Origin of the sequence: Mesorhizobium sp. M0870, assembly GCF_040319775.1 — a bacterium.
Lineage (GTDB): Bacteria > Pseudomonadota > Alphaproteobacteria > Rhizobiales > Rhizobiaceae > Mesorhizobium.
On sequence record NZ_JAMYOI010000036.1, the window covers coordinates 21,208 to 44,009 of the forward strand.

The 22,802-nt window shown below is 63.0% G+C and carries 22 protein-coding genes and 1 pseudogene; 13 read left to right on the forward strand and 10 right to left on the reverse strand.

The window, feature by feature from the left end; all coding sequences use genetic code 11:
* Positions 1–89 precede the first annotated feature (89 nt).
* Positions 90–437: a GFA family protein gene (locus NKH97_RS29165; protein WP_352799309.1), complete on the forward strand. Its 348-nt coding sequence runs from the start codon at positions 90–92 to the stop codon at positions 435–437.
* A 61-nt stretch (positions 438–498) separates the two neighbouring features.
* Here NKH97_RS29165 and NKH97_RS29170 read toward each other — a convergent pair whose 3' ends face one another.
* Positions 499–1,407: an SDR family oxidoreductase gene (locus tag NKH97_RS29170; RefSeq protein WP_352799311.1), complete on the reverse strand. Its 909-nt coding sequence runs from the start codon at positions 1,405–1,407 to the stop codon at positions 499–501.
* Positions 1,408–1,505: 98 nt separating this feature from the next.
* On the opposite strand from NKH97_RS29170, the gene NKH97_RS29175 reads away from it, so the two are divergent.
* On the forward strand, positions 1,506–2,084 hold the full coding sequence (locus tag NKH97_RS29175; RefSeq protein WP_352799313.1) for a TetR/AcrR family transcriptional regulator: 579 nt from the start codon (positions 1,506–1,508) through the stop codon (positions 2,082–2,084).
* Between the two features lie 49 nt (positions 2,085–2,133).
* Here NKH97_RS29175 and NKH97_RS29180 read toward each other — a convergent pair.
* Positions 2,134–3,347: pseudogene (locus NKH97_RS29180) on the reverse strand (MFS transporter).
* 92 nt (positions 3,348–3,439) lie between these two features.
* Between NKH97_RS29180 and NKH97_RS29185 the strand changes: the two are divergent.
* From NKH97_RS29185 to NKH97_RS29195, 3 genes are all read left to right on the forward strand, one after another.
* Positions 3,440–4,423, forward strand: coding sequence for an AraC family transcriptional regulator (locus tag NKH97_RS29185; RefSeq protein ID WP_352612890.1), 984 nt, complete (start codon positions 3,440–3,442; stop codon positions 4,421–4,423).
* Positions 4,424–4,721: 298 nt separating this feature from the next.
* The gene (locus NKH97_RS29190; protein ID WP_352728047.1) at positions 4,722–5,693 is read left to right on the forward strand and encodes an AraC family transcriptional regulator; all 972 of its coding nucleotides are present in this window, start codon (positions 4,722–4,724) and stop codon (positions 5,691–5,693) included.
* 153 nt (positions 5,694–5,846) lie between these two features.
* Positions 5,847–6,278: a DUF4437 domain-containing protein gene (locus tag NKH97_RS29195; protein ID WP_128304525.1), complete on the forward strand. Its 432-nt coding sequence runs from the start codon at positions 5,847–5,849 to the stop codon at positions 6,276–6,278.
* 13 nt (positions 6,279–6,291) lie between these two features.
* On the opposite strand, the gene NKH97_RS29200 is transcribed toward NKH97_RS29195, so the two are convergent.
* The 7 genes from NKH97_RS29200 to NKH97_RS29230 form a co-directional block, all read right to left on the reverse strand.
* Positions 6,292–7,395, reverse strand: coding sequence for an ABC transporter ATP-binding protein (locus NKH97_RS29200; RefSeq protein WP_128304526.1), 1,104 nt, complete (start codon positions 7,393–7,395; stop codon positions 6,292–6,294).
* Positions 7,395–8,498 (reverse strand): ABC transporter ATP-binding protein, encoded by a 1,104-nt coding sequence (locus NKH97_RS29205; protein ID WP_023812449.1) that lies wholly within the window; start codon positions 8,496–8,498, stop codon positions 7,395–7,397. Before NKH97_RS29205 ends, NKH97_RS29200 begins: the two co-directional genes overlap by 1 nt.
* Positions 8,495–8,716 carry a hypothetical protein gene (locus NKH97_RS29210; RefSeq protein WP_352799316.1) on the reverse strand — a complete coding sequence of 74 codons (222 nt, stop codon included), beginning with the start codon at positions 8,714–8,716 and terminating at the stop codon, positions 8,495–8,497. Before NKH97_RS29210 ends, NKH97_RS29205 begins: the two co-directional genes overlap by 4 nt.
* Positions 8,713–9,672: a carbohydrate ABC transporter permease gene (locus NKH97_RS29215; RefSeq protein WP_013529496.1), complete on the reverse strand. Its 960-nt coding sequence runs from the start codon at positions 9,670–9,672 to the stop codon at positions 8,713–8,715. Before NKH97_RS29215 ends, NKH97_RS29210 begins: the two co-directional genes overlap by 4 nt.
* Before the next feature lies 1 nt (position 9,673).
* A complete protein-coding gene (locus NKH97_RS29220) occupies positions 9,674–10,579 on the reverse strand; it encodes a carbohydrate ABC transporter permease (protein ID WP_013529495.1) in 906 nt (301 codons plus the stop codon).
* 65 nt (positions 10,580–10,644) lie between these two features.
* Complete coding sequence (locus tag NKH97_RS29225) at positions 10,645–11,961, reverse strand: ABC transporter substrate-binding protein (protein ID WP_127293507.1); 1,317 nt, start codon at positions 11,959–11,961, stop codon at positions 10,645–10,647.
* A 359-nt stretch (positions 11,962–12,320) separates the two neighbouring features.
* Positions 12,321–13,016, reverse strand: coding sequence for a TetR/AcrR family transcriptional regulator (locus tag NKH97_RS29230; protein ID WP_352793457.1), 696 nt, complete (start codon positions 13,014–13,016; stop codon positions 12,321–12,323).
* A gap of 111 nt (positions 13,017–13,127) precedes the next feature.
* On the opposite strand from NKH97_RS29230, the gene NKH97_RS29235 reads away from it, so the two are divergent.
* The 3 genes from NKH97_RS29235 to NKH97_RS29245 are packed head-to-tail and all read left to right on the forward strand — an operon-like array spanning position 13,128 to position 15,623.
* Positions 13,128–14,324: a Tm-1-like ATP-binding domain-containing protein gene (locus tag NKH97_RS29235; protein WP_352793456.1), complete on the forward strand. Its 1,197-nt coding sequence runs from the start codon at positions 13,128–13,130 to the stop codon at positions 14,322–14,324.
* Positions 14,325–14,337: 13 nt separating this feature from the next.
* Positions 14,338–15,201, forward strand: coding sequence for a phosphoenolpyruvate hydrolase family protein (locus tag NKH97_RS29240; RefSeq protein ID WP_352793455.1), 864 nt, complete (start codon positions 14,338–14,340; stop codon positions 15,199–15,201).
* Between the two features lie 5 nt (positions 15,202–15,206).
* Entirely contained in the window at positions 15,207–15,623 is a 417-nt protein-coding gene (locus tag NKH97_RS29245; RefSeq protein WP_352793454.1) for a cupin domain-containing protein, read from the forward strand.
* Positions 15,624–15,753: 130 nt separating this feature from the next.
* Here the strand turns inward: NKH97_RS29245 and NKH97_RS29250 are convergent, their stop codons facing one another.
* On the reverse strand, positions 15,754–16,944 hold the full coding sequence (locus tag NKH97_RS29250) for a M24 family metallopeptidase (protein WP_352440811.1): 1,191 nt from the start codon (positions 16,942–16,944) through the stop codon (positions 15,754–15,756).
* A 370-nt stretch (positions 16,945–17,314) separates the two neighbouring features.
* On the opposite strand from NKH97_RS29250, the gene NKH97_RS29255 reads away from it, so the two are divergent.
* From NKH97_RS29255 to NKH97_RS29275, 5 genes are all read left to right on the forward strand, one after another.
* Positions 17,315–18,925, forward strand: a complete 1,611-nt coding sequence (locus NKH97_RS29255) for an ABC transporter substrate-binding protein (protein WP_352440809.1) — start codon at positions 17,315–17,317, stop codon at positions 18,923–18,925.
* Between the two features lie 264 nt (positions 18,926–19,189).
* The gene (locus NKH97_RS29260; RefSeq protein WP_352612873.1) at positions 19,190–20,176 is read left to right on the forward strand and encodes an ABC transporter permease; all 987 of its coding nucleotides are present in this window, start codon (positions 19,190–19,192) and stop codon (positions 20,174–20,176) included.
* Positions 20,173–21,003 (forward strand): ABC transporter permease, encoded by an 831-nt coding sequence (locus NKH97_RS29265; protein ID WP_352440807.1) that lies wholly within the window; start codon positions 20,173–20,175, stop codon positions 21,001–21,003. The genes NKH97_RS29260 and NKH97_RS29265 overlap by 4 nt, the downstream gene beginning before the upstream one ends.
* Complete coding sequence (locus tag NKH97_RS29270; protein ID WP_352799321.1) at positions 21,000–22,013, forward strand: ABC transporter ATP-binding protein; 1,014 nt, start codon at positions 21,000–21,002, stop codon at positions 22,011–22,013. Before NKH97_RS29265 ends, NKH97_RS29270 begins: the two co-directional genes overlap by 4 nt.
* Positions 22,010–22,786 carry an ABC transporter ATP-binding protein gene (locus NKH97_RS29275; protein ID WP_352799323.1) on the forward strand — a complete coding sequence of 259 codons (777 nt, stop codon included), beginning with the start codon at positions 22,010–22,012 and terminating at the stop codon, positions 22,784–22,786. The genes NKH97_RS29270 and NKH97_RS29275 overlap by 4 nt, the downstream gene beginning before the upstream one ends.
* Positions 22,787–22,802: the final 16 nt, after the last annotated feature.

Below are 22,802 nucleotides of genomic sequence, written 5' to 3' on the forward strand. Positions count from 1 at the left end.
GACGTCTTGAACGTCCTTGGGGCATGGATTGCCGAGACTTAACCCGGCGCAGGCGGTTTTGCACCCTGTCTAATGCGAGGAAAAATCCGATGCTCTACAAAGGCAGCTGCCACTGCGGCAAGGTCGCCTTCGAATTCAAGGCCGAACTGACGGGCGCCTTGCGGTGCAATTGCTCGATCTGCTCGCGCAAGGGCGCCCTGTTGTGTGCCATCCCGCACGGGACCTTGCAGGTCCTGGCCTGGGGCGACGATCTCGGCACCTACACATTCGGCAATCATGCCATCGCGCACCGGTTCTGCCGGGCCTGCGGCATCCATCCCTTTGCGGAGGATGTCCGCGAAGGCAGCGAACGCAGTGCCTACATCAACATCAACTGCGTGGCCGATCTCGACCCCTCGACCCTGCCGGTTTTCGATTTCGACGGGCGGTCGGCCTGACGCAGCTCCAGGAAAAGTGCGCAGCGGTTTTCCGTCCGGAATTGCGCAGGAACCAAATCACCTATCGATAGCCCGTCGCATCGGCGGGCTTGCCGGCGTCCTGGACCTCCGGAACATAACGCCAGGCGTCGGGCCGTGAACCGTCGAGGTCGGTAAAGCCGTAGACCTGCGCCAGCCCGCCGCTGGACAGCGACTGCCCGTTCCAGCGCGAGCGATCCGGATCCGCCGCCAAAGCCGCAACGGCGCGACCGACGAAGCGTGGCGTCTCGGAAATGACGAAATGCGGCACCTCAGCGGTGGCGTCGCGCCAATTGTCCTCGCTCACGCCAAAGGCTTCCAGCATCATCTCCGAACGCAGCCAGCCGGGCGTCAGCGACACGGACGTTGCGTCGTGTTTTGCCAGATCCTTGGCATGCGCCCATGCCATCCGCGTCACCGCGACCTTGGCGAGATCGTAGAAGGGCGACAGCCGGTAGTGATCGGCATTGTATTGGGCCGTGCCGTCGGTGACTTCGACCAGCAGCCCGCCCGGACGTTCGATCAGCAGCGGCAACGCATGGTGCGCGGTGATCAGATGCGTGTCGATGCCAAGCCGCAGCATGCGCAGGCCGTTGTCCAGATTGTGGTCCCAGACAGGCTTGTTCCACTCGAACAGCTTTTCGCCACCCCAGATGTCGTTGACCAGTATGTCGAGCCGGCCCTGTTCGGTGCGGATGCGCTCAACCAGTCTGTGCACATCTTCGGCCACGAGATGATCGACTTGCACGGCAATGCCCTTGCCTCCGTTCGCCGAGACCAGTTCCGCTGTTTCCTCGATGGTTTCGGGCCGGCCATATTCGGATTGCTGGGCGCGCGTGCTGCGCCCGGTGACGTAGACGGTGGCGCCGGCGGCGCCAAGTTCGACCGCTATGCCTCGACCAGCGCCACGCGTCCCGCCTGCGACCAGGGCAACTTTCCCTTGCAACGTCATTGAACTCTCCCAAAAACGGTTCCATCGATCAGGCACGGGCTAGCCTGCGCTGCTCATACCATATATAAATGATCATTCGGTTATACCAGGATGTCAAGATGACCCGGCCTAAAACCCAGTCCGACGAGCAGGTGCTGGAGACCGCGCACCGGTTGATCCACGAGCATGGTCCCCAAGCACTCACCTTCGAGGGTCTGGCAAAGGCTTGTGGTCTCTCCGGTGCAACGCTGGTGCAGCGCTTCAAGAACAAGGCGCAGCTTAAACAGCGCACCCTGCTGCACGCCTGGGACGGTCTCGATGACAACACCAGGATCCTGGCAGCTACCGTCCCGAGAACGCCCGCTGGTGCGGTCGCGCTACTGGTGGCGTTGTCGCAACACTACGGCGGCATCGAATCCTATGCCGAAGGCCTGCTTGTCCTGCGCGAGGACCTGCGCGATCCCCTGCTCAGGGCACGCGGTGCAGCCTGGAAGGCGTTCCTGTGCGACGCTCTTGCAGCCTGTTTTGCTGAAACGCCCAACCCGCCACGCGACATCGGCCTGCTGATGGCATCCCATTGGCAAGGCTCGTTGCTGTGGTGGAGCTTTGACCCGGCGATCGAAGTGGCCGCCTTCGTCGAGGAGAGCCTGAACCGCTTTGTAGCTGCCATCACAACGGCGCCGGCCCGAAAACCGTGATGGTTCTCGGGCCGACGCGCAGTGTCAGGGAAGCCTGATTGCGGCCAGGCTACTCGGCCTGCTTCGGGCCGCGCAGGAACACCACGATGGCCGCCAGCAATGTCGCCGCGCCGCAATAGGCGAAGGCACTGGCGACGCCGATGTGGTCGACCAGCAGGCCACCGAAGACGGCGCCGAGCGCGATCGCCACCTGGAACGTCGCCACCATCAGTCCGCCGGCGCTTTCTGCCTGGTCGGGTGCTGCCCGCACCAGCCAGCTCTGCAGCCCGACCGGCACCGCGCCGAAAGCAAAGCCCCAGACCGCGACGGCGGCGGCGGCGATCGTCGGCGAAGCCCCGAAAATCAGCATCGAGGCGGCGGCCATTGCGATCAGCAACGGCGCCAGCGCAACGGCTGCCTTGAGGCTGCGCTCGGCCAGGATGCCGCCGGCGACATTGCCGAAGAAACCGCCAATGCCATAGGCCAGCAGCACCAGCGAGATCGTCTCGATGTCGAGCACGGGCACCTTCTCGAGGAACGGACGGACATAGGTGAAGCCGGCAAAGTGTCCCGAAGCGACCAGCAGCACGACCAGCAGCGCCACCCTGATCGACGGACGCTTCAGCACGTCGAGCAAGGTGCGAAAGCTTGCAACACGCACGGGGGGCAATTTCGGAATGGTGGCCAGCTGCACCAGCAGCGCCAGGGCGGCGACGACGGTCGCAATCATGAATGCCGTGCGCCAGCCCCAGATGTCACCAACGTAAGCGCCGACCGGCGCCGCGCAGACGGTCGCCAGCGAGACGCCGGTCAGGATGATCGACATGGCGCGCGGCATCAATCGCATCGGCACCAGCCGCAGCGCCATCGCTGCCGACATCGCCCAGAAGCCGCCAAGTGCTACGCCGAGCACGACACGGGCAAGCAGAAGCACGGGCAGCGATGAGGCAAAGGTGGCCAGAAGATTGGACAGGATCAGGAATACGGTCAGCATCCACATCACCAGCCTGCGATCCATACGCCTGGTGATGATGGCCATGGTGGGTGCGGCAATGGCTCCGACGATCGCGGTTGCCGTCACCGCCTGTCCGGCCACGCCTTCGCTGACGCCGAGATCACGCGCCATCGGCGTCAGCAGGCTGGCGGGGAGAAATTCAGCGGTGACGAGGCCAAAAACACCAAGTGCCAGCGAAACAACGGCGCCCCAGGCCGGCTCGGTTCGTTCGTCGGAGTCCGCAGGTTCAAAAGTGTGGCGTCGATGACGCCTGTCGCCTGTTCGGCCATGGTCAGTCTCCGAGTTGTTTTGCAGCGCAGCATTTGGCTGCAACGCAACATAGGGAGTGACCACCTGGAGCTTCCATGCTAGAAACCCCATCATGCTTGACAATTCGTCCAAAATTCCGATCACTGGCGACCCGCTCACCGACATTTTGCGTGGCTTGCGCCTCGATGGCGTCGAATACGGCCGCTTCGAACTGAAGGAACCCTGGGGCATTCAGTTTCCAGCCCAGCCAGCGGCGCGGTTTCATTTCATCGGCCGCAAAGGCTGCTGGCTGAAGCAGCCATCCGGCGAATGGGTGGAACTCAAGGCAGGCGACGCGGTGCTGCTGCCGCGCGGTGCGGCGCACGTGCTTGCCAGCGAGCCCGGCGCCCAGGCCTGGCCGATCCATGGCTACGAAGTCGAGGAGGTCTGCAAGGACGTCTACTGCACGTCGAACGAAGGCATGTCGGAATGCTGCCGGCCGGGAACCCTGTTGTTTTGCGGCAGCATGTACTTCAATCTCGATGGCCTGCATCCCCTGCTCGGCATGATGCCGGATGTGATGCGCACGCATGAGTTGGAAGCCTATGAGCCCGGCATTCCGCATCTGCTGGAATCGATGGAGCGTGAGGTGACGATGGAGCGCGTCGGCTCCGGCGGCATCCTGGCGCGGCTGGCCGACGTACTGGCCGCCACCGTCATCCGCTCATGGGTCGAGCGCGGCTGCGGCGACGCCTCCGGCTGGATCGCCGCCGTCAGGGACCCGGAAATCGGCCGCGTGCTGGCCGCCATCCATCTCGAGCCAAACCATGACTGGACGGTCGAGTCGCTGGCCAGGATGATGGGCGCCTCGCGATCGGGATTTGCCGATCGCTTCGCCACCATCGTCGGCGAAACCCCGGCAAAATATGTCACCCAGGTCAGAATGCATCAGGCACGGCAATGGCTGGTCCGCGACCGGATTAAGATCTCCGTCGTTGCGGCGCGTCTCGGCTATGAATCGGACGCCGCCTTCAGCCGCGCCTTCAAGCGCGTCATCGGCTCGGCGCCCAGCCATCTCCGGGCCGAGGAACAGGCCGATATCCGCCAGGCCAGCTGACGCACAGGGTTCCGAACTCAGCTTGACAAAGGCAGCACCCAGTTCGGCGGTCCCGGCAGTTTTTTTGCCGGCAGCTTTTCGCGATAGGAATTTTTTCTTGACTCGGTGACCTCAGCTATGCTACATTTTTGCCCATGGTGCTGATTTGCGCCAGTGACCCGCCGCACAGGCGGGTTTTGCGTCTGATGCTACGTCAGCCGACGCCCCGGCGGAGGAACCCGTTGGCCCGAGTTTGTTGCCCCTGAGCTGACGCATGGAGGCCGTGACGGACTGGTGATTCCAGGCTAGAGAAATCAGCATGGTTTTCACCTCGCCCAAGACTGGCCTGCCGGCCTCGGACGGTCCGCTAACCGACATCTTGCGCGGATTGCGGCTTGATGGCGTCGACTATGGCCGCTGCGAACTTTCAAACCCATGGGCCGTGTTGTTTCCTGCCCAGAAGGCAGCAAGGTTTCACTTTATCGGCCGCCGCCAATGCTGGCTGTTTTCGCCAGCCGGGGAATGGATTGAGCTGACACCCGGCGATGCATTGCTCTTGCCGCGCGGTGCCGAGCATGTCGTTGCCAGCGCGCCTGGCATTCCGGCCGTGCCGATCGAAAGCTACACTGTCGAGCCTTTGCAGGACAATGTCTTCAATGTCTCCAACGGCGGCCACGGCCCGAAAACCTTGCTGTTTTGCGGCAGCATGCATTTCAACCTGGACGGGTCACACCCCTTGCTGGGCATGATGCCGGACATGATGCGCGCCAAGGAATTGATGGCTGGCGAGCCAGGTATTCCGCATCTGCTGGAAGCTATGGCCGGCGAAATCACCATGAACCGGGCCGGCTCTGGCGGCATGCTGGCGCGACTGGCCGACGTGCTGGCTGCAAGCATCATCCGTTCCTGGGTAGAAAACAGTGGCGGCGACACCAGAGGCTGGACCGCGGCGATCAAGGATCGCGACATCGGCCGCGTACTTGCCGCCATTCATCTGCAGCCCGACAGGAACTGGACTGTCGAAGCGCTGGCGCGCGAAATGGGCGCCTCGCGATCGGCCTTCGCCGAACGCTTCACGGCCATCGTTGGCGAAACACCGGCGAGATATGTCGCCCGGATACGCATGCACCAGGCGCGGCAATGGCTGATCGACGATCGGATGCGGGTTTCAGTGGTCGCCGCCAGACTGGGTTACGATTCCGAAGCATCGTTCAGCCGGGCGTTCAAGCGCATCATAGGCATCGCGCCCAGCCACCTGCGCACCGTCGACGGCACCTCCGAAAACCGCTGAGGCGATCCCGGATCCGCGGCCGTGGCTTGCCGGGTCTGGATGAATTGCCAAGCCTTCCGGACGCAATGCCATTGCCGGGCCACCCGCATGCAATAGCTTGCCAGAACCAAGCAGCCAGAGGCCGGCGTCCAGTCGGTCCGAAGAGGAGAACCAATGCCAAATTATCCGAAGGTCATCGCACTCGCCGTCATGCTTGCGGTTCCCGGGCGCGCCTTTGCCCTCGAGGACAGCTACCTGCCGGCCGACAAGATCCCCTATGTGGCGGAAGTACCCGACCAGCCGCATCGTCTTGGCCCATTGTGGGGCGAGCGGGCCAAGGGCCCGGCAGGCACGTTGCTGAAGGTTCCCGGCAACTGGCGTGCACCGGTCCATGCGCACACCGCGGATTATCGCGCGGTGGTCATAAAGGGGCTGTGGGCGCACTGGCAGATGGATGGCGGCGAGGCGACCAAGGTCGAACTGCCTCCTGGATCCTATTGGACCCAGAAGGCCGATGAGATGCATGACGACGCCTGCGTCTCCGACACGGAATGCGTGATCCTGCTGATCAACGACACGCCCTACGAAACCTACTTCCAGAAATAGGCTCGGATGCAGCCTATGAGGCGTGTCGCAAACTGACGCCGCTGCCCTTGTCGAACAGCACCACCTTGTCGGGGTTCCAGGCAAAGCGCACCGCCTGCTCGATGGCGACGTCGGTCCTGGCCGGCACGGTGGCACGCAGCGTCGCGTCGCCGACGCGCAGTGTCAGGATCTTTTCGACGCCGTGGTTCTCGACGTCGTGGACGCGCGCCTCGACCGGCGCGCCGCTCTCGAGATAGACGTCCTCGGGACGAATGCCGAAGACGAGCGGGCGACCGTCGGTCGCCGCACCCGCCTTTAGCCCCCCAAAAGTCTTGGCGCCCTGCGAAAAAGGCAGTTCGAAGTTCAACGGAGCCATCACCGCGCGGCCGTTCACAAGCTTGCCGTCGATGAGGTTCATCGGCGGCGAGCCGACGAAGCTTGCCACATAGGTGTCGCGCGGGTTGTTGTAGATCTCGTGCGGCGTACCGGTCTGGACGATGCGGCCATGGTTGAGCACGCCCACCTTGTCGCCCATCGACATCGCCTCGATCTGGTCGTGGGTGACGAACAGGAAGGTGGCGCCGAGCTGCATCTGCAGGTTCTTCAGTTCAGTCCGCAGCGCCTCGCGCAGCTTTGCGTCGAGCGCCGACAGCGGCTCGTCCATCAGGAACACACGCGGCTTGCGCACGATGGCGCGGCCGATCGAGACGCGCTGCATCTCGCCGCCGGACAGCCGATCCGTCTTGCGGTCGAGCAGATGCTCGATCCGCAGCGTACGGGCGGCACGGTCGACGCGATCCTTGATCTCGGCGTCGGGCAGCCGGCGGATTTTCGGCTTGAGCGGGAATTCTAGATTTTCGCGCACCGTGTAGCGCGGATAGAGCGAGTATTGCTGCAGCACCAGCGCCACGTCACGCTCGGCCGCACCCCAGTCGGCGACGTCGACGCCGTCGATGAAGACCTGGCCTTCGCTGGGCTTTTCCAGGCCGGCGATAAGCCGCAGCGTCGTCGTCTTGCCGGCGCCCGTCTCGCCCAGCAGCACGAAGAACTCGCCATCGGCAATATCGAGATCGAGCCCGGTGAGCGCAGTGTGGTTGCCGAAGGTCTTCGAGATGTTCTTGAGCTGGATATGGGCCATCAGAGTCTCACCTCAAGCGACTTGCCGCTTGCCTTGTCGAAGAAATGCGCCTGGGTCGGGTCGATCCTGGCGAAGACCCTTTCACCGGGTCCGGCAACAAAGCCGCTCTTGGTGCGAGCCCGCAGTAACTCGGTTCCGACCTTGAGATCGACGATGTCGAAGGAGCCGAGCGGCTCGACGATATGCGTGTCGACAGGCACGAAGCCCTCGGTCGCCTCGCGCCGAATAAGCACCCCCTCCGGGCGGATGCCCAGCGCGAGCTGCCGCCCGGCATGGCCGTTGAGCTTCGACAGCAATGCCTGCGGAAATTCGAAGCCGGAAGCCGCGCCGCCGACCGTTACCGAGACCGCGGATCCGGTCTCGGCGACTGCGGCATCGGTGACATTCATCACCGGGCTGCCGACGAATTGCGCCACGAACAGATTTGCCGGCTGCGAATAGACCTCGTCCGGCGTACCGACCTGCTGCAAGACGCCTGCGTGCATGATGACGATGCGGTCGGCCAGGCTCATGGCCTCGATCTGGTCGTGCGTGACATAGATGGTGGTCGAGCCCTGCTTGATGTGCAGCCGCTTGATTTCCGCGCGCATCTCCTCGCGCAGCTTGGCGTCGAGCGCGCCGATCGGCTCGTCCATCAGCATGGCCTTCGGCCGCCGCACCAGCGCCCGGCCGATGGCGACGCGCTGCATGTCGCCACCCGAGAGCGCCGACGGCTTCTTGTCCAGCAGGTCGGTGATCTGCAGCGTCTTGGCGACGGAGCGAACCTCGCTGTCGATCTCCGTCTTGCTCTTGCGCGTGGCACGCAAGGGGAAGGCGATGTTCTCGTAGACGCTCATATGCGGATAGAGCGAGAACGACTGGAACACCATGGCGATGTCGCGGTCGGCGGCCTTCAAATGCTGTACCGGCTTGCCGTCGATGAAGATGTCGCCCTCGTCGATGGTTTCCAGCCCGGCGATGGCGCGCAGCGTTGTCGTCTTGCCGCAGCCCGACTGGCCGAGCAGCACGATGAACTCGTTGTCGGCGATCTTGAGGTTCAGGTCCTTGATGACCTGGACGGCGCCGAAGAATTTCTGGACGCCGCGAAGCTCGATCTGGGTCAATGCTGTGCTCCCGGATTGCGCACCTGGCCGGTGCCGGCCTTTTCCTCGGGCGCGATCTTGGAGGTTACGTTGAAGCTGACGAGTCCGATCAGGATGATGGTCAGGCCATAGCTGTGCAGCAGCATGCTCCAGGGCTGGCAGAGCGCGATGATGCCGAGCACCATCAGGATCTGCGATCCGGGCTCGAGGTATTTCTGGTTGATGGCGCGAAAACTCATTTGCGGATCGCTCCGAAGGACATGCCGCGCAACAGGTGGTTGCGAAGCAGGAAGGTGAAGATTGCGACCGGCAGCAGGAACAGGAAGGTTCCGGAGGCGATCACCGTCCAGTCCGGCAGGCCCGAACCGACCTGGCTCGGGATGAAGGGAGGCGCGGTCTGGGCGCGGCGGTTGGTCATGATCAGCGCAAAGGCGTATTCGTTCCACGCGGTGATGAAACAGAACACGGCGGTGGCGGCGATGCCCGTGGCGGCCTCCGGCAGCACGATCTTGAAGAACGCCTCCATGCGCGTGTAGCCGTCGACAAGCGCTGCCTCCTCATACTCCTTCGGGATCTCGTCCATGAAACCCTTCATCAGCCACACGGAGAAGGACAGGTTGAAGGCGGTGTAGAGAATGATCAGGCCCAGATGCGTGTCGTTGAGCCCGACTGCCCGGTACATCAGGAACATCGGAATGGCGACCACCACCGCCGGCAACATGCGGGTCGACAGGATGAAGAAGAGCAGGTCCGCCTCCCCTTTCACCTTGAAGCGCGAGAAGCCATAGGCGGTGAATGTCCCCATGCCGACCGCCAACACCGTCGAGGTGATGGCGATGATGAGCGAGTTCAGGAAGCGGCTCGGATATCCCGACCATTGCACCTGGCCCTTGCCGTCGCGCACGATCTTCTCGCCGCCGTCGAACACGACGCGCTCCCACCACGGGGCGGCGGCATATTCTTCGGCCGACGGCGGGCTGCGCAACTGTGAGCGCTTTGTGAAAAGTTTGACGAAAGGCGAGATGGTCGGCTCGAACATCACGGTCGGCGGGATCGTCGTGGCCAGGTTGCGTGGCTTGAACGAGGTCGCCACGATCCAGTAGATCGGCGCCAGGAAGATGATCGTCACCAAAAGGACGGCGACAATAGCGACCTTGTTGAGCGCCCGTTCACCCGAAGTCTGGACGGCCGCCATCTCAGCGCTCCTTAACTTTGTTGAGGTATTTCACATAGATGTTGGTGATCGCCAGCACCATGATCAGCACGATATAGGCAAGCGCGCAGGAGCGCCCTGTCTGCCATTCCTGGAAAGCCATCTTGTAGAGACGGATGGAAATCACCTCGGTGCTCGGCTGCGTCGAGAGCACATAGGCAAGATCGAAAGTCTTGAAGGCTTCCATGGTGCGGAAGATGACCGCGATCATCAGGATCGGCGCGACCAGCGGCAGCGTGATGCGGAAGAAGGTATAGAACGGCCCGGCGCGGTCGATCGCGGCAGCTTCATAAAGATGCTTCGGCACCGCCGAAAGCCCGGCGAGCGACAACAGCATGACGAAGGGCGACCACATCCAGATGTCTGTGAACGCGACCGCGTAGAGCGCCATCTTCGGATCGCCGAGCCATTGGAATTTGCCGAGGTCGAGCACGTAGTTGATGACACCCCAGGACGGATCGTAGAGCAGTTTCCAGAACAGGCCGACCACCGCCATCGAAAGCATCATCGGCAAGAGCAGCAATGTCGTGATCAGGCCCTTGAGCGGAATGGTACGATTGAGCAGCATCGCCGTTCCAAAGCCGACGACAACCTGACCGACGACCGAGACGATGACGTATTTCGCGGTCACCGCGAAATTGTTCCAGATATAAGGGTCGCTGAGGAGTTCGCGATAGTTCTTCAGTCCGACGAAATTGGCCGGCGCATTGGTCGATGCGCGAAAGTCGGTGAAGGAATAGCCGAGCGAATAGATCAGCGGAAAGATGTTGAAGACGATCAGGAACACGATCGTCGGGATGATGAAGAGGTTGCGTATCGAAATGTCGCTGAGGCCGCGAGAGGCGGCTCTGGAGGAGGTATTCAGCGGTGTGATCATTGTGGTCGCCAAGACCTGCTCCCATTCCTGAAAAAGAAAACGGAGGAGGCACGGGCCTCCTCCGCACTACATGTCGGTTATTGGCCGCGGCCGTATTTCTTGAACGTGGCGTCCCAATCCTTCGCCAGCGCATCCAGCATTTCCTTGGCCGTACCATCGCCATTTACGATGTACGGATAGACACGCTGGTTGAGCTGCTGCAGCAGTTCCGCATATTCCGGCACCGCCCAGAAGTCCTTGACCTTGAACATCGTGTCGTAGAAGGCCTTGTTGTAGGGCGTGGCGTTCTGGAACTCGGCCGATTCCAGCACGGCCTTGTTGCAGGTGTAGCCGCCGAGGGCTGCCCACTTCTTCTGCGTATCGTCCTGGATGAACCACTTCAGGAATTTCATCGCCTCTTCCTTGTTGTTGGAATAGGAGACGACGGAAATGCCCTGGCCGCCGAGCGCGGCGAATTGCTCACCACCTGGACCTGCCGGGTTGGCGAAGAAGCCGGTGTTCTTGGCATGCGGGTTCGACGCCTCGTTGATCAACGAGGGGAAGAAGGCGAAGTAGTTCATGCTCATCGCCGCCAGGCCTTCGGTGATGGCCTGGTTGTTCTCGACGAAAAAGGCGTTGGTCCAGCCCGGAGGCGTGAAGCCGAACAGCTTGCGGTAGTTTTCTGCCGCGGCTACCGCCTTGTCCGAGTTGATGATGCCGTCGACCTTGTAAGTGCCGAAGTCGCCGAGCTCACCGCCATACGAGAACAGCGCGTTCTCGAAGCCCATCGCCAGGCCGTCATACTGGTTCTGGGTGTAGATGGCGATGCCGTAGCGGTTCTGGTCGGGCCTATTGAAGAACTCCGCGATGTCGGTCATTTCCTTGAAGGTCTTGGGAACGGCAAGTTCGTAGCCATACTTGGCCTTGAACGCTTCCATTTCCTTCGGGTCCTCGAACCAGTCCTTGCGGTAGGCCCAGCCCACTGCGTCGCCCTCGGCCGGGATAGACCAGTATTTGCCGCTGTTGCCGGGATATTCGGAGTAGAACTTGACCGTCGCCGGAGCCATCTTGTCGAGAACCTGGTTCTCTTTGACGAAGTCCGTGAGGTCGACATAGTGACCGCCCTCGGAGGCGGCACCAAGCCATTGCGAGTCGCCGACGACCAGGTCATAGGCGCTGCCCTTGGCGTTGAACTCGGTGAAGGCCTTGGTCTGGAAATCGGCCCACGGGGTGGTTTCCACCGTGATCTTGACGCCGGTTTGCTTCTCGTACTCGTTGCCGAGTTCCTGCAGATAGTTTGCGGGATCCCATTCAGCCCAGAAGATGGTGAGTGACTTTTCCTGCGCGTAAACGGACGTTCCGCAGGCAAGCGTTAAGCCGATACCAGCAAGTACGCTGGTCACTAACTTGCGCATAATGATTTCCTCCCTTGTGCGCGTTCTACCTTATCGTGCGAGCCGGCAACGTGGCCGGCCCTGGTAGTTCCTCCCGTGATCGCACCTTTCCGGTTTCGAGCCTCCTCGCCCCGCCGGAAAATGGATCGCAGCCCTCACTTTCGATCCGCATTTCTGATCCAATCTGGTATTACCAATTTTGCATGCACGTCAAGCCCTTTCTTGGCAGCTTGACATGGCCATTGCCATGGGATTCCCGCTTTATCTGCCTGTTTTACCAAGATTTTCCTACTCAGTGATATGATTGGGTATTGTCCGATACTCCACCCAACGGCTAAGATCGGTAGTGTGCATGCCAATCTGGTCGAACCAGTTAGGCTCTATTTCATGACTGCCTTCGGATCGAGGCTGCCTCCTTCATCGACCGATTCCGCGACTGCCGCACGCACCAGCGCCCCGGCCGCCCACTGTGCGACCGCCCTCGTCCGGCGGCTGTCCAGCCCCCAGATATCCTTGAGCACGATCAGCACCTCGACGCCGAAGATAAGCGACAGCGCCTGCGCCAGCCGCTTGAAGTCGCGCGGCGGCAAACGGCCCTTGAGCGGCGCGATCGCATCTTTCAGCAAGTCGATGCGATGGCCGCGCGTAAAGGCGGGCTCACCGCCCAGCGTGCCGGCCTGACGCCGCGCCCATTGATCGAGCGACAGCTTCAGTGCTGCCTTGAACGTGGCTTCGAAGGCCTCGATGCGCGGCATGGCCGTATCGAACAGCTCGGCGATCCGGCGCTCGGCATCGGCGGAGGTCGATCGCCAGGTGAGGATTGGCCCCAGCCCCTCGTCGACGACCGCTTGCACCAGTGCCGACTGGCTCGGGAAGTAACGATAGGCGGTGGCGCGGGAAACCTCGGCGGCCTCGGCGACCTCGCTGACCGAGGGTGTGACGCCCGCCTGCATCAGCCTTGTTGCCGTCTCCAGCATCAGCCGTTTCGTCCGCGCGCGCGGCCCACGTTCGGGCACTGGACCGGTTGCCCGTTCAGCGTCGTCACTCGCAGCGGATTGTTGACGTGAGACATTCATGCCAATACGATACGCGCGTCTCAAAAATTTGCAATGGCGTCCGCATCGTCGAGTGGCCCGGGCAATGAGCGATGGAGGCGGCATCGCGCCTGCCAGGATTGGAGGAGCGCAATGAAGCGTATCTATGTGGTGGGTACCGCGGACACCAAGGGCGAGGAACTCGCCTTCCTGGCCGATGCGATCGCTGCTGCGGGCGCCCTCGTTAGCCGTGTCGATGTCGGAACGCGCGGCGCAACCATCCCCGTCGATATCAGCGCGAGGGAAATCGCCGACCATCATCCCGGCGGCCGTGACGCCGTGCTCGGCGGCAATGATCGTGGCGCCGCGGTCGCCGCGATGGGCATCGCCTTCGCCCGCTTTGCCCAATCGCGCAACGACATCGCAGCCATGATCGGCATCGGCGGCGGTGGCGGCACATCGATCATCGCGTCGGGCATGCGCGCCCTGCCGCTCGGCTTGCCCAAGATCATGGTCTCGACGCTCGCCTCCGGCGATACCGCACCCTACGTCGATGTCTCCGACATCATCATGATGCCGGCGGTGACAGACATGGCCGGACTGAACCGGCTCTCCCGTGTCGTGCTGCATAATGCGGCTCAAGCCATATCAGGCATGGCGGCCAGACCGGCGCCGCCGCCAGACGGCCGACCGTCGATCGGCCTCACCATGTTCGGCGTCACCACGCCTTGCGTGACGGCCATCGCCGACCAGCTCCGTTCTAGATATGACTGCATAGTCTTCCACGCCACCGGCACAGGCGGCCGCAGCATGGAAAAGCTGGCCGACAGCGGCTTGCTGTCCGGCGTCGTAGACATCACCACGACCGAAGTCTGCGATCTGCTGTTCGGCGGCGTTCTGCCGGCGACTGACGATCGTTTCGGCGCCATCGCTCGCACGGGGCTGCCCTATGTCGGCTCCGTCGGCGCGCTCGACATGGTGAACTTCTGGGCGCCTTCGACCATCCCGGAGCACTATCGCGATCGGCTGTTCTACGAACACAATCCCAATGTCACGCTGATGCGCACCACGGCGGACGAATGCCGTGCGATCGGCGAGTGGATCGGCACCAGGCTCGCCCGCTGCGGGGGGCCGGTGCATTTTCTCATCCCGGAAAAAGGCGTCTCGGCGCTCGACATCGAAGGCGGCGCCTTCTTCGACCCGGAAGCCGATGCCGTTCTGTTCGATGCCATCGAGCGCACCATCGAACCCAACGGCAAGCGCCGCGTGACGCACTTGCCGCTGCACATCAACGACCCGGAATTCGCAAAGGCTGCAACATCAGCCTTCCTCGACATCGCCAGACAGTGAGAGATCTCAAAAAATGCCCGCCATACCGCGCAAGGACATATTGAAGAAATTCAGGGGAATGATCGACAAGGGCGTGCCGATCGTCGGCGGCGGCGCCGGCACCGGCCTGTCGGCGAAAGCCGAGGAAGCCGGCGGCATCGACCTCATCATCATCTACAATTCCGGCCGCTACCGGATGGCCGGGCGCGGCTCGGCCGCCGGCCTGCTCGCCTATGGCAACGCCAACGAGATCGTCAAGGAAATGGCCTACGAGGTGCTGCCGGTAGTCAAGAAGACGCCGGTGCTGGCCGGCGTCAACGGCACCGATCCCTTCATCATCATGCCGCTGCTGCTGGCCGAGCTGAAGACCATGGGCTTTTCCGGCGTGCAGAACTTTCCAACCATCGGTCTGTTCGACGGCAGTATGCGGCAGAGTTTCGAGGAGACCGGCATGGGCTTCGGGCTTGAGGTCGACATGATCGCTGAGGCGCACAAGCTCGACCTCTTGACCACACCCTATGTCTTTAATCCCGACGAAGCGCGCGCCATGACCAAGGCCGGCGCCGACATCGTCGTCGCTCATATGGGTGTGACGACCGGCGGTTCGATCGGCGCGACGTCGGCCAAGTCGCTCGACGACTGCGTTGTCGAGATCGACGCCATTGCCAACGCGGCCCGCTCGGTGCGCAAGGATGTCATCCTGCTTTGCCATGGCGGCCCGATCTCTATGCCGGACGACGCCCGCTACATTCTCGACCGCTGCAAGGGTCTGCACGGCTTCTATGGCGCCAGCTCGATGGAGCGGCTGCCGGCGGAAGCCGCGATCGCCCGGCAGACCGCTGATTTCAAATCGGTGACGTTTGGTGGCCAGAAGACCACGAAGAAAAAGAAGGGATGAGAGAGATGACCGACAAGAGCAAAATGTTTGTCTACCCGAAGGACGTCAGCGCCTTCGGCTTCGACTGGGGAAAATTGGCGCTGACGGTGGCGCCCGAAGTGAATGGCGCGACCCGCTTTTCCGGCGGCGTGGTGGATCTGCCGTCCGGCAAGGGTCACACGCGCCACAATCATCCCGGTGCCGAGGAAATCATCTTCGTCATTTCGGGCCATGGCGAACAGATGGTCGAGGACGAGAAAGGCAATCCGGTGGTCGAAAAAGTGGGCCCCGGCTGCACCATCTATGTCCCGGAAAGCCGCTTTCATTCGACGCTCAACACCGGCAACGGGCCGATGCAGCTTTTCGTCGTCTATTCGCCGGCCGGGCCTGAACTGGTTTTGCGTGAGCTGCCGGATTTCAGGCTGATCCCGCCGGGGCAGTGATCTTTCCTCGGTTCCCGCGTTTGCTGGCGGGCCCCTCATCCGGCCGCTTCGCGGCCACTTTCTCCCCGAGGGGAGAAGGGACGAGCATTATCGCCGGCTCCGGGTGAGGGGGCAGCAGCCTCAATACCAGCTAGGCGCTCGCACCCCTGTTCCACCCCCGGCCCCGATCACCGAACATCGCATAACCAGCATCCGTCACCGCCAGCGTGTCCTCCAGCTTGATGAAGCCGCGCGTCGGGTGGAGCATGGTTGTCTCCACCGAAAGCACCATGTTCTTCTCCAGCGGCTTGGCCGCATAGGTGCCTTCATAGGTCACCGGGTGGTTGGTCATCAGGAACGGCGCCTCATGTGTGATCAGGCCCATGCCATGGGCGAAGAAATCCGTGTAGGGCGCGACCTTCGAGGCCTTCAGCACGCCCTCGGCATGGGAAATCATGTCGCCGCCCAGCGTGCCCGCTTTGACCTTGGAGAAGGCCGCCTGCTGCACCGTCTCGACCTCGGCCAGCAAATCTCTAAGTTCGGCATCCAGTTCGCCGAGGATGCCCATGCGGCAGAGGTCGCCGATATAGCCGTGATAATTGCCGCCTGAATCGATCGACAGCACCTCGCCTTGCTTCCACGCCTGCGGTGAAGCGGCGCGGTTGTGGCTGGAGCCCAGCGTCAGCAGGCAATATTCGAAATGAATGCCGCGATTGGTTTCCTCGCGCCGCAGCTGCTCGATGATCTCGGCCTTGGTCGTGCCTTCGCGTGCCCAGGCAATGGTCGCCAGCATGGAATCGGTGATCAGTTCGGAGGCCGTGCGCAGCTTCTCCAGTTCGGCATCGGTCTTGATGGCGCGCATGCGCTCCAGCATATCGGTCGCATCGATCAGTCTGGCGTCCGGCAACGCCTTGCGGATCAGCGTATAGGCATCCGACGGCAGGAAGCCAGGCTCGATGCCGATGCGGGCGCCGGCCTTGCCGATCTTCTGCAGATGTTCGACGGCGAGATTGGCAGCGTCGAGCGTGCCCCAGCAGGCGGCGTGCAGCGTCGGCGTCCAGAACGGGTTGTTCTGATGTTCGCCGCCTTCCATGCGGTTGCCGATATAGGCGGCATGGTCCGGCCCGCCCTTTTCGTACACGACGATCGGCAGATACCGGCTGTGGCCGATCGCATCCATGGCGGCGAAGAAGATGAACTTGTAGCCGCCCAGCAGGTATTGCGTGTTGTGCTTGGAGGTGGCGAGCAGCACATCGATGCCGGCGTCCTCCATCAGCCGGTCGACCCTTGCCTGGTCGAACGGGATATTGCCGACCGCATTCTTGCCCGGAGCAATGTTCATCTCTCTCTCCCTGAATAGCCGGATCGCCGCTGTTCCGCTCCCGATCCCTTGGCAGTGGTCAAATCTGCACCATTTTGCCCGTTCTGGTCCAGCCAGAAAGAGATGAAATGTCGTCTCTCTATGTCTCTTTGTTGTCATTCGTCGCATATTCAATCAATCTGGTCCTACCAGAATGATCAAATGAGCCACGCCCTCCAAACTGGTCCAGCGGACGAAAATTTCAAAGCCAAGCGAGGATGCGCCAATTCCGTCTCTGGCGAAACCCTCGGCAAAGCTCATAATCACCGCCGCAAGGGATGCTGGCGGGCTTGCCGGCGTCCGAGGGGTATTGGCGCACCCGACCGGGTCGCGGAGAGGACGGAGTTCGATCATGTCAGGTTTCACGATTTCCAGACGCACGATGCTTGCCGGCTCGGCAATGCTGCTGGCCTCCACCGCCATGCCGACATCGGGCTGGGCGCAGACGCCGAAGAAGGGCGGGCGGCTGGTGCTTGCCGCCGATTCCGAACCGCGCAACCTCAACCCGGCGATCGTCGCCTCCAACGGCGTGTTCTTCATCTCCAGCAAGATCGTCGAAACGCTGGCCGAAGCCTCATTCGACGGCAAGGACGGGCTTGCGCCACGGCTGGCGCTGAGCTGGGAAGGTGCCGCCGACGGGCTCTCGGCGACGTTCAAACTGCGCGACGGCGTCAAATGGCATGACGGCAAGCCGTTCACCTCGGCCGACGTCGCCTTTTCGGCGCTGCAGATCTGGAAGCCGCTGCAGAATCTCGGCCGCACTGTGTTCAAGGATCTGGCCAACGTCGACACCCCTGACGATCTCACCGCCGTCTTCAAATTCGCCAAGCCGACGCCGTTCCAGCTGATCCGCAACGCGCTGCCGGCGCTGAGCAGCGTGGTGCCGAAGCACATCTACGAGGTCGGCAAGATCGAGGAAAACCCGGCCAACAACGCGCCCGTCGGCACCGGGCCGTTCAAATTCGGCGAGTACAAGGCCGGCCAATATTACCGGCTGACCAAAAACACCGACTACTGGGGCAAGGACGAGCCCTATCTCGACGAGATCATCTATCAGGTGCTGCCGGATCGCACGTCAGCGGCGAGCGCGCTGGAGGCTGAAGAGATCCAACTGGCGGCCTTCTCCGCCGTGCCGCTGGCCGACCTCGACCGCATCTCCAAGGTGCCAGGCCTGAAGGTGATCTCCAAGGGTTACGAAGGGCTGACCTATCAGCTCGTCGTCGAGATCAACCATCGCCGCAAGGAACTGGCCGACCTGAAAGTGCGCCAGGCGATCGCGCACGCCATCGACAAGGATTTCGTCGTCAAGACGGTGTTCCTCGGCTATGCCGCCACGGCCACCGGTCCGGTGCCGAAGAACGATCCGCAATTCTACACCGCCGATGTGCCGACCTATGCCTTCGACGTCGCCAAGGCCAACGCGCTGCTCGACGAGGCCGGCTACAAGAAAGGTCCGGACGGCAAGCGCTTCACGCTAAAACTGCTGCCTGCGCCCTATTTCAACGAGACCAAGCAGTTCGGCGACTATCTGCGCCAGGCGCTCGCCGCCATCGGCATCGACGCCCAACTGGTCAACAACGACTCGGCCGCGCACATCAAGGCGGTCTACACCGACCACGCCTTCGACCTCGCGGTCGGCCCGCCGGTGTTCCGCGGCGACCCGGCGATCTCGACCACCATCCTGGTGCAGAGCGGCATTCCGGACGGCGTGCCGTTCTCCAACCAGGGCGGCTACAAGAACGACGCGCTCGACGCGCTCATCGCCAAGGCATCAGAAACGCTCGACACATCAGCCCGCACCGACCTCTACAAGGAATTCCAGAAGGAGGTGGCCACCGACCTGCCGCTGATCAACGTCGCCGAATGGAGTTTTATCAGCGTCGCGCGCGACACTGTCGGCAACATAGCAAACAACCCGCGCTGGGCGGTGTCGAACTGGGCGGACACGTATCTGGAATCGTGACAGAATTGCGCGGATGAAAGTTCGCGAGAAAAGGGGAATTTGGCCGAAGGCCGAGTTCCTTCACACCCCCCTCTGTCCTGCCGGACATCTCCCCCGCAAGGGGGGAGATCGGCTATTTGTCCGCCCCGCCAATTATGCAACCTCGAAAATTGGCGAAGCCGTCGGTGACATCCAATCTCCCCCCTTGCGGGGGAGATGTCCGGCAGGACAGAGGGGGGTGCCCAGACACCGCACCTCTCACGATCAGGCCGGCGTCCTTTTCCCATGACCCGCGCCCTCACGCTCATCCGCCGTCGCCTCGTCGGCAGCATCTTCGTGCTGCTGATCGTCGTCATAGGCACCTTCCTGCTGCTCGAAGCAGCTCCCGGCGACGCGGTCGACGCCTATATCGTCTCGACCGGCGGCGACGCCGGCATGATCGAGCTGTTGCGTCATCGCTGGGGTCTCGACCAGTCGGAGCTGACGCGGCTCGCCAATTACCTCTGGGCGCTGCTGCATCTCGACCTCGGCCAGTCGGTGACCTTCTCCCGGCCGATCCGCGACGTCATCCTCGAGCGCCTGCCCAACACGCTGCTGTTGATGGTCAGCGCCACCGCGCTTTCCTTCGGGCTCGGCTCGGCACTCGGCATCTATGCCGGCGCGCGGCCGGGCAGTTTTCGCGATCGCTTCCTGTCGATCGGTTCGCTGGCGCTTTATGCCGTGCCTGGGTTCTGGCTCGGACTGGTGCTGATCGTCGTCTTTGCCGTCGATCTGCGCTGGCTGCCGATCGGCGGCATCGAGACGTTGGCCTCTGACAAGACCGGCCTTGATCGCGTCGCCGACATCGCTGTCCATCTTATCCTGCCCGTTTCCGCCCTCGGCTTCATCTATCTGGCGCTCTATCTGCGCATGATGCGCGCCGGCATGGCCGAGGTCTGGCGGCAGGATTTCGTCCTGGCCGCACGCGCCAAAGGGTTGTCACGCCGTCGCATCGTGCTCGCCCACGTCGCCCGCAATGCGCTGCTGCCGCTGGTCACCATGCTCGGCCTGCAGTCGGCGCAGATGCTCGGCGGCAGCGTCGTCATCGAGAGCGTCTTTTCCGTGCCCGGCCTCGGCCGGCTGGCGCAGGAGGCGGTCGCCTCCCGCGACACCCCGCTTCTGCTCGGCATTATCCTCACCAGCGCCGTCCTGGTCATCGTTATCAATTTGCTCGTCGACATCGCCTACGCCTTCCTCGATCCGCGCGTCGGCGCGAGCGAGGCCCGCGCATGAGCCCGCTCCGCCGCTTTCTGCGCGTGCCTGAGGCGGTTGCCGGTGCCATCCTCCTCGCGGCGCTGATTGCCATGGCGCTGTCGGCGTCGCTGCTGTTCCCAGGCGATCCCCAAGCCATCGCCGGCCCCGCACTGCTGCCGCCGTTCCAGGACTGGTCGCTGCCGCTCGGCACCGACCGGCTTGGCCGCAACGTGCTGGCCGAGCTTTTTCATGGCGCCCGCACGTCGCTGGCCGTCGGGCTCGCGGCCGCGGCGGCGGCACTTGTCGTCGGCGCGGTGGTCGGCACATTGGCCGGCTTTGCCGGCGGCCTCGTCGACGAGGTGCTGATGCGCGTCACCGACGCCTTTCAGACCGTGCCGAGCTTCCTGTTGGCGCTGGCCTTCGTCAGCGTCGTCGGACCGTCGCTCGGCGTCGTCGTGATTGCCATCGCTCTCGGCACCTGGACCGGACCGGCTAGAGTAGCCCGCGCTGAAGTCCTCTCCATTCGCGAACGCGATTATGTCGCCGGGGCCAGGGTCATCGGCATGCACCCGCTGGCGATCGCCTTTCGCGAGGTGCTGCCCAATGCCTTGCCTCCGGTGCTGGCGATGTCGTCGGTGATCGTCGCCGCCGCGATCCTCACCGAGGCGGCCTTGTCCTTCCTCGGCCTCGGCGATCCCAACCGGGTCACCTGGGGCGGCATGATCGCCGAAGGCCGCGCCGTCCTGCGCACCGCACCCTTCCTGTCGATCGTCCCGGGCATAGCGCTGGTGCTGACCGTGCTCGGCGTCTATCTCGCCGGTGAAGGCATCGTCGAGACGACGGCGGTCAGGAGAGGCCTGTCGTGACCGCGCTGGCTTCGATACGCGACCTGACGGTGACCTACCGCCGTGACGGCACCGAAGTGACGGCGTTGAAGGGTGTCAACCTCGATATAGAGGCTGGCGAGCGCTTGGCTATCATAGGCGAAAGCGGCTCTGGCAAGAGCACGCTGGCGTTGGCCATTGCCGAGCTGCTGCCGGTCTCGTCCAGGGTTGAGGGGCATATCGATTGGTTCTTGCAACCATCGCCAATCTTGGGTGCCAAGGCACCCCCCTCTGTCCTGCCGGACATCTCCCCCGCAAGGGGGGAGATTGCGCTCTCACCTCTGCCTTCGCCAATCACCAATGTCGCGGAAGGGGAGCGGTCGGCGAAGCTGCTGATCTCCCCCCTTGCGGGGGAGATGTCCGGCAGGACAGAGGGGGGTGTGACGGAATGCCAACCTTTCAAATCCGAACTCAACAAAATCCCCCGCCTCGGCCGCGACATCGGCTTCGTCTTCCAGGACCCCTCCGCCAGCCTCGATCCGGTGATGACCATCGGCAAGCAAATCGCCGAAGTGGCGCGCACGCATCTCGGCCTCACCTGGTCCCAGTCCTATGCCAGGGCCAAAAGCCTGCTCGAGCGCGTCCGCCTGCCGGACCCGGACTCGGCCTTGCGCGCCTTCCCACATCAGCTCTCCGGCGGCCAGAAGCAGCGTGTGGCGATCGCCGCTGCCATTGCGGCCGGTCCGAAATTGCTGATCGCCGACGAAGCGACCAGCGCGCTCGATACCATCGTGCAGGCCGAGATCGTCGCCTTGATCCGACGCCTGGTGACCGAGGACGGCATGACGTTGCTGTTCATCAGCCACGACATCGCGCTGGCGGCCGAGCTTGCCGAGCGCATCGCTGTTTTCCGTCATGGCCAGTTGGTCGAGCTTGGCATGAGGGCGCAGATTGTCGGCGCCCCAGCCCAGCCCTATACGCGCGCATTGCTCGATGCCCATATAGGCCTCGACACCAGGCCATTGCTGAACCGAGCCAGGCTCCACGCATGAACCTGCTGGCGGTGTCCAACCTCACCAAGCGCTACCGTCGCGGCGGCAAGACCATCGCTGCCGTCGACGATGTCTCCTTTCACATCGACCCCGGTGAGACGCTGGCGTTGGCCGGACCTTCGGGCAGCGGCAAGTCGACGATCGCGCGGTTGGTGCTGCGATTGATCGAGCCGGACGCCGGGCGCATCGAATTCGAAAGCGACGATTTCCTGGCCTTGAGCGGCGCCGCGCTGCGAGCACGCCGCGCACGCCTGCAAATGGTGTTCCAGGATCCATTGGCCGCCTTCAACCCTCGCGCCACGGTGGCGCGTGTGCTCGACGATCCCTTGCGCATCCATGGCATCGCCTCCCGCGCCGAGCGCCCGCGCCGCATCGCCGCGTTGCTGGAGCGCGTCGGGCTGACGGCTAATCTCGCGCCGCGCGCCATTCATGAAATCTCCGGCGGCCAGCGGCAGCGTGTCGCCATTGCCCGCGCCATCGTCACGAAGCCGTCGCTGATCGTGCTCGACGAGGCGGTGTCGGCGCTTGACGTCTCCGTGCGCGGGGAGATCCTCGAGCTTTTGCTCGACCTGCAACGCCAGGAAAAGATCGCCTATCTCTTCATTTCACATGATCTCGGCGTCATCAGGTCGGTCGCCCACCGCGTCATCCTTCTCGACGCCGGCCGAATTGCCGAAAACGGCGATGCCCAAACCGTCATCGGCGCGCCGCAATCAGCCATCGGCAAGGCGCTGGTGGCGGCCGCGCCAAGATTGAACCGGGCCGGACCATGATCCCGAAAAGTGAGAT